Below are 6,942 nucleotides of genomic sequence, written 5' to 3' on the forward strand. Positions count from 1 at the left end.
GTTCGAGCGGGGTTTTTTCGTTTCGGGCTGGCGGGCGATCAGTCTTTCGCGACCACCGGCAGGCCGGCCTCGACCCAGGCGTCCATGCCGCCCATGAGGTTGGCGATGTTGCTGTAGCCGGAGCGCATGAGCAGGCTGGCGGCGACGGTCGAGCGCATGCCGGAGGCGCAGGTCAGGATGACCGGCTCGTCCTTGCCGATGCCCTCGATCGCCTCGCGGGCGTCCTGCGTCTGGAGGTGCCGCGCGCCCAGGGCATGGCCGTCTTGCCACTCGTTCTTGGTCCGCAGATCGATCAGCGGCCGGCGGTCGTGCTCGAGGTCGGCCTTCGCGGTCTCCGCGTCGACCAGCGGGATGTTGGCGAAGGGCTCGCCGGCCTTCAGCCAGGCGTCGAAGCCGCCCTCGAGAAAGCCGACCACGTTGTCCTGCCCGGCGCGGACCAGGCAGCGGATCGATTCGCTGATCAGCTCGTCGAGACCTTCGTCGTCGACCAGGATCAGCGGCTTGTCCGGCGGGGCGATCCAGCCGGCCCAGGTGGACAGGTCGGCGCCGAACTCGATGCCCAGCGAGCCCTTGATGTGCGCGGCGTTGAAGGCCAGCCGGTCGCGGACGTCGATGATCACCGCGCCCTTGGCCACCTGCTCCTTGAGGTCGTCGACGTCGAAGGCCTCGATCACGTCCGGGTCGAGGTCGACCATCGCCTGGACCGGCTTCGGCCCTTCCGAGTTGGTGACCTTGTTGCGCGGGTAGAAGTCCGGCGCCGGCGGCAGGTTGCCGATCAGCAGCTCGATGAACTCGTCCTCGCTCAGCGACGGGTCGAGCAGCGGGTTGGCCGTGCGTTCGTAGCCCAGCGTGGACACGGTGCGACCGGCCATGCCGGCCCCGCAGGCCGAGCCCGCGCCGTGACCCGGGCGGATCTCCAGTCCGTCGGGCAGGTCCTTGATTTTCTCGCGCACGCTGTGGAAAGCCTGCTTGGCCAGTCCACGCGTGGCCTCCTCGCCCAGCAGGTCCGGGCGGCCGAGGCTGCCGACGAACAGGAAGTCGCCGGTCAGGAAGACGTTCGGCTCGTCGACCGAGCGGGCGCCGTCGTAGACCAGGAACGAGATGTGTTCCGGGGTGTGGCCGGGCGTGTGCATGGCCTCGATGCGCACGTTGCCCATTTGCACGGAGTCGCCTTCCTGCATCGGCAGGTGGTCGAAGCCGACCTCGAAGACCTCGTTGTCGTCGTAGCCCGACAGGTGGAGCTTCGCCCCGGTGGCCTCGGCCAGTTCGCGGGCGCCGGAGGCGTAGTCCGCGTGGATGTGGGTATCCATCACGTGGCGGATGACGTAGCCCTCGCGCTCGGCGAAATCGAGGTAGATGTCGATATCGCGGCGCGGGTCGACGATGGCCAGCTCCATGCTCTGCTGGCAGCCGATCGCGTAGCTCAGTTGCGAAAGGCCTTTCTCTTCGAATGCTTCGAACAGCATGAATGCTCCCCCGGATCGGTTGGGTCGTTAATGCGTGATGCTGGAATCTATCAGAAAATTTGTGGATTGCATCAGTAGACTTTGGGTGACCGGCGAAGTTTCGTCGGGATCCGGTCCCCCGGCGGCGGCCTCCGTGGCCCGCCCGCAACGCCGCGGCCACGGGGTTGTTGCGCGCCGGGCGGCGACTGTGATTAGCTCGAATCAACGCCATTCATCCACGGTGTGGCCCGGCGTCACATCGGACAAGGAGGCCTGCGGTGCCATCGATCTGGACGGACATTGCCACCCAGGCCACGGCCTTCCGCCGTCGCCTGCACCAGTCCCCCGAGCTGACCTGGCAGGAACATGCCACGGCCAACACCATCCGCCACGAGCTCGACGAGCTCGGCATCCCCTGGCGTGCCTGTGCCGGCACCGGCACGGTCGGGACGCTGGCCCCTGCGGCCACCGGCCGGCACATCGCCCTGCGCGCGGACATCGACGCCCTGCCCATCGACGAGGTCAGCGGCAAGGACTGGTCGTCGGGCACGCCGGGCATCATGCATGCCTGCGGCCATGACGGTCACACCGCCACCCTGATGGCGGTCGCGCGCTGGCTCAAGGTCTGGGAGGACGAGCTGCCCGGGCCGGTCACGCTGGTGTTCCAGCCGGCCGAGGAAGGCGGCCACGGCGCGCGCGAGATGATCCGCGACGGGGCGCTGGAGGGCGTGGATTGGGTGTTCGGCTGGCACAACTGGCCGGCCATTCCCTACGGCCAGGCCGTCTGCCCGGACGGGCCGGTGATGGGGGCGAACGGCACCTTCGAGATCCGCCTGGTCGGCAGCGGCGGGCATGCCAGCCAGCCCGAGGCCTGCCGCGACCCGGTGCTGGCGGGCAGCGCCCTGGTCCAGTCCCTCCAGCAGATCGTCTCGCGCCGCCTGCCCCCGCAGACCGCCGCGGTGGTGAGCGTCACCACCTTCGAGGCGGGCGGGGCGATCACCGCCATCCCCGATACCGCCCGGCTGGCCGGCTCGGTGCGCGTCGCGCGCACGGAGGATCGCGATGCCGTGGCCGGGCACCTCGAGCAGATCGCGAAGGACACCGCCGCGGCCTACGGCGTCGAGGCCCGGGTGACCTTCACCCCCCGCTACCACGCCACCGTGAACCACCCCGAGCCCGCCGCGGCCTACCGCAGCACGCTCGGCCGCGTGCTCGGCGCCCGGTGGCGCGACACCCGCCTGCCCGTGCCGATCATGGCGTCCGAGGATTTCAGCTACTACCTTCGGGAGGTGCCCGGCGCCTTTGCCCTGATCGGCGCCGACGACGGTCAGGGCCACCACGAGCCCTGCCACAGCCCGCGCTACGACTTCAACGACCGGCTGATCGACCCCGTGGGGCGGATCTTCGCCGACCTGGTCGGTGCGACCGTCGCGACCGAGGCGGACTGAACGAAGGCAGGACCGGCCTGTCGGCCCAGAGAGATGCCGGAACTCCGGCCCAGGTGACCCGCCGGCAACGCCGGGGGTCCCACCACACCCGCAACCAGTGGAGAGACAGAATGCACATGCAGGTGTTCGAGCAGTGGGAATCCGAGATCCGCGCGTACTGCCGCGCCGCGCCCACGGTCTTTCATTCGGCGAGCAACGCCCGTCAGACCGACGAGCAGGGGCGAAGTTACATCGATTTCTACGCCGGCGCCGGGGTGCTCAATTTCGGGCACAACGACCCGAGGATGAAGCGGGCACTGATCGACTACATCCAGAACGACGGTGTCGCCCACAGCCTGGACATGTACACCAGCGCCAAGCGGGCCTTCATCACCAAGTTCGTCGACACCGTCCTCAAGCCGCGGGACATGGACTACCGGCTGCAGTTCGTCGGCCCGACCGGCACCAACGCCGTCGAGGCGGCATTGAAGCTCGCGCGCCGGGTCACGGGCCGCACGCAGGTGGTCTCCTTCCACCACGCCTTCCACGGCATGACGCTGGGCGCGCTGGCGGCGACCACCAACGCGCACTTCCGCAATGCCGCCGGCGTGCCGCTGGACAACGTCGTCCACCAGGCCTTCGGCTGCGAGAGCCAGTGCCCCGACTGCCAGCTTGGCTGCGGCATGGACTCGCTCGAGCGGATGCGCGACATCTACGCCGACCCGTCCAGCGGATTTCCGCCGCCGGCCGCCTTCCTGGTCGAGACCATCCAGGCCGAGGGCGGCGTGCGCGTCGCCTCGGAGGAGTGGCTCAAGGGCGTGCAGGACCTGGCACGTGAGCTGGGCGCATTGTTCATCGTCGACGACATCCAGGTCGGCTGCGGCCGGACCGGCTCGTACTTCTCCTTCGACGAGATGGACCTCGACCCGGACATCATCACGTTGGCCAAGGGAATCGGCGGCTTCGGCACGCCCATGGCGATGAACCTCAACAAGCCCGAGCACGACAAGCACTGGGCACCGGGCGAGCACACCGGCACCTTCCGCGGTCAGGACCTGTCGTTCATCGCCGGGACCGTGGCGCTGGGCTACTTCGACGACCCGGCGTTCATGGAAGAGACCCGTCGCAAGGGCGAGGTGATCCGAAAGCGCCTGGAGACGATCGCGGCGAAGTACCCGCGCTTCGCCGTGCGCGGTCGCGGCATGATGCAGGCGATCGACTTCATCGACGGCGATCTCTCCAAGCGCGTCGCCCGCGAATGCTTCGACCGCGGTCTCCTGGCGGCGGTCTGCGGCTCGAAGGGGCAGGTGATCAAGCTGATCCCGCCGCTGACCATTCCCGACGACGACCTGGCCGAGGGGCTGGACCTGTTCGAGCAGGCCGTCGATGCACAGGTGGAGGGCTAGACAATGCGCCAACGCGACGACATGACCTTCCCGATGGAGGAGTACGAGCGCCGGCTCGGCGAGCTGCGCATGCGCATGGCCGAGCGGCTCCTGGACGCGGTGATCATCACCGACCCCGAGAACCTGATGTACCTCACCGACTACCAGACCACGGGGTACTCGTTCTTCCAGGCGCTGGTGGTGCCGCTGGACAACGAGCCGTTCATGATCACGCGGACGATGGAGGAGTCCAACGTCCACGCGCGCACCTGGGTGGAGATCACCCGGCCCTACCCGGACACGGGTGATGCCATCCAGATGCTGGTCTCCTCGTTGAAAGAGTTCGGCCTGGCCAAGAAGTACATCGGCTACGAGCGCAACAGCTACTTCTTCCCCGCCTACCAGCAGGACGCGCTGCATACCACGCTCACCGGCGCACACCTGCTCGACTGCTTCGGCATCGTCGAGTGCGGCCGGCGCACCAAGTCCAAGCACGAGATCGAGGTGATGCGCCGTGCGGCCATCGCCACCGAAGAGGGCATGAAGGCGGGGCTGGCGGCCTGCAAGGCCGGTGTCACCGAGAACGAGATCGGCGCGGAGATCAGCGCGGCGATGTTCCGCGCCGGCGGCGAACCGCCGGCGGTGATGCCCTATGTCACCTCCGGGCCGCGCACCATGATCGGCCACGCCACCTGGGAGGGGCGCGTGGTCAAGCCGGGCGAGCACGTCTTTCTCGAGGTGGCCGGCTGCTACCGCCGCTACCACACCGCCATGATGCGCACCGCCGTGCTGGGCGAGCCCAGCGAGCTGATGTGGAAGGCCCAGGAACGCATGAAGGAAGCGCTCGAGCGGGTCAAGGCGCTGATCCGCCCGGGCGTGACCGTCTCGGACGCCGACAACCTGGTCCGGTCGATCATGACGGTGGACGATGCCCACGGGAAGCTGATCACCCGTTCCGGCTACTCGATCGGCATCGCCTTCCCGCCCAGCTGGGACGAGGGCTACATCCTGAGCCTGATGCACGGCGACAAGACCGTCCTGCGCGAGGGCATGACCTTCCACATCATCCCCTGGGCCTGGGGCGTGGACGGCGACAAGACCTGCGGCATCTCCGACACCATCTACATCACCGGTGACGGCTGCAAGTCCTTCTTCGACATGGAGCAGAACTTCACCGTCAAGCGCGAGGAAGGCACCCGCGAGATCACCGACGAGCCGGTGATCGAACTGCTCGCCGCCGACGTGACCAGCGACCACCCGGGGCAGGCCGCGGAAACCGCCCGCAAGGCAAGCGAGCACGCCGGAAAGAAGGGCGGCAAGTCCGGCCACGGCAAACACGACAAGGAGACGCGCGCCTCATGACCCAGACCGTCATCAATCCCACCAACGGCCAGACCCTGCACGAGTTCCCCGTGCTCGACCCGGCCCAGCGCGATGCGGTGCTGGAACGGGCGGACGTCGCCTACCGTGACTGGCGCAGGACCAGTTTCGCCGAGCGTGCCGCGCTGCTGCGGCGCGTCGCCGAGGTGATGCGCGAGGACCGCGAGCGGCTGGCGCTGCTGATGACCGACGAGATGGGCAAGCCCATCCGCGAGGCGCGCGGCGAGGTCGACAAGGCCGCCTGGTGCGCCGAGCACTACGCCGACCACGCCGAGGACTACCTCGCCGCCGAGATGCTCGGCTCGGACGCCACGGTCAGCTACGTGCAGTACCTGCCGATCGGCACCGTGCTGGGCATCCTGCCGTGGAACGCGCCCTTCTGGCTCGCCTTCCGCTTCGCCGCTCCGGCGCTGATGGCCGGCAACACCTGCGTGATGAAACACGATGCCCACGTGCCGGCCTGCGCCGCGGGCATCATGGAATCCTTCGAGCGCGCCGGCTTCCCGCAGGGCGTGTTCCAGAACATGCCGCTGGAGAGAGACGACATCGCCGGGGCGATCGAGAACGAGATCGTGCGCGCCGTGTCGTTCACCGGCTCTGACGGTGCCGGCTCGATCGTCGCGGCCACCGCCGCCCGGCAGATCAAGCCCGCCGTGCTGGAACTGGGTGGCTCCGACCCGGTGATCGTGCTGGCGGACGCCGATCTGGAGGCCGCCGCCGACACCGTGGTGCTCTCGCGGATCATCAACGCCGGGCAGTCCTGCATCGCGGCCAAGCGCATCATCATCGAGGAGAGCATCTACGAGCGCTTCCTCGACATGATGAAGACGCGTCTGGAGAAGCTGACCATGGGCGACCCGCGCGAGGAAACCACCGACGTCGGTCCGATCGCCCGCGCCGATTTGCGCGACGGGCTGCACCGGCAGGTGCAGGCCAGCATCGAGGCCGGCGCGCGCTGCCTGATGGGCGGCGAGATGCCGCAAGGCGACGGGTTCTTCTACCCCGTCACGCTGCTGGCCGACGTCGACGATTCCATGGTCGCCTTCTGCGAGGAAACCTTCGGCCCCATCGCCGTGGCCATGTCCGCGCGCGACGCCGACCACGCCCTCGAGATCGCCAACGGCAGCCAGTACGGTCTGGGTGCGGCGGTCTGGACGGCCGATACCGCCCGCGCCATCCACATGGCCCGCGACATCGAGGCCGGCCAGGTCTCGATCAACGGCATCGTCAAGACCGATCCCCGCCTGCCCAGCGGCGGCGTCAAGCGCTCCGGCTACGGACGTGAGCTCGGGCCGCACGGCATCA

Annotated in this window: 5 protein-coding genes; 4 read left to right on the forward strand and 1 reads right to left on the reverse strand. The window is 68.5% G+C overall.

Features of this window, described 5'->3' with window-relative positions:
- Positions 1 to 38 precede the first annotated feature (38 nt).
- Positions 39 to 1,466 (reverse strand): MBL fold metallo-hydrolase, encoded by a 1,428-nt coding sequence (locus tag ACLFMY_RS07695; RefSeq protein ID WP_410764062.1) that lies wholly within the window; start codon positions 1,464 to 1,466, stop codon positions 39 to 41.
- Between the two features lie 257 nt (positions 1,467 to 1,723).
- Between ACLFMY_RS07695 and doeB2 the strand changes: the two genes are divergently transcribed.
- From doeB2 to ACLFMY_RS07715, 4 genes are all read left to right on the forward strand, one after another.
- Positions 1,724 to 2,893, forward strand: coding sequence for a N(2)-acetyl-L-2,4-diaminobutanoate deacetylase DoeB2 (gene doeB2 / locus ACLFMY_RS07700; RefSeq protein WP_410764063.1), 1,170 nt, complete (start codon positions 1,724 to 1,726; stop codon positions 2,891 to 2,893).
- 110 nt (positions 2,894 to 3,003) lie between these two features.
- A complete protein-coding gene (locus ACLFMY_RS07705; protein ID WP_410764065.1) occupies positions 3,004 to 4,278 on the forward strand; it encodes an aspartate aminotransferase family protein in 1,275 nt (424 codons plus the stop codon).
- Between the two features lie 3 nt (positions 4,279 to 4,281).
- On the forward strand, positions 4,282 to 5,619 hold the full coding sequence (gene doeA / locus ACLFMY_RS07710) for an ectoine hydrolase (protein WP_410764066.1): 1,338 nt from the start codon (positions 4,282 to 4,284) through the stop codon (positions 5,617 to 5,619).
- Positions 5,616 to 6,942: NAD-dependent succinate-semialdehyde dehydrogenase (locus ACLFMY_RS07715; protein ID WP_410764068.1), on the forward strand; the 1,327-nt coding region annotated here is incomplete at its 3' end. The genes doeA and ACLFMY_RS07715, both read left to right, overlap by 4 nt.

Source organism: Guyparkeria sp. (assembly GCF_046545975.1).
Classification (GTDB): Bacteria; Pseudomonadota; Gammaproteobacteria; order Halothiobacillales; family Halothiobacillaceae; genus Guyparkeria.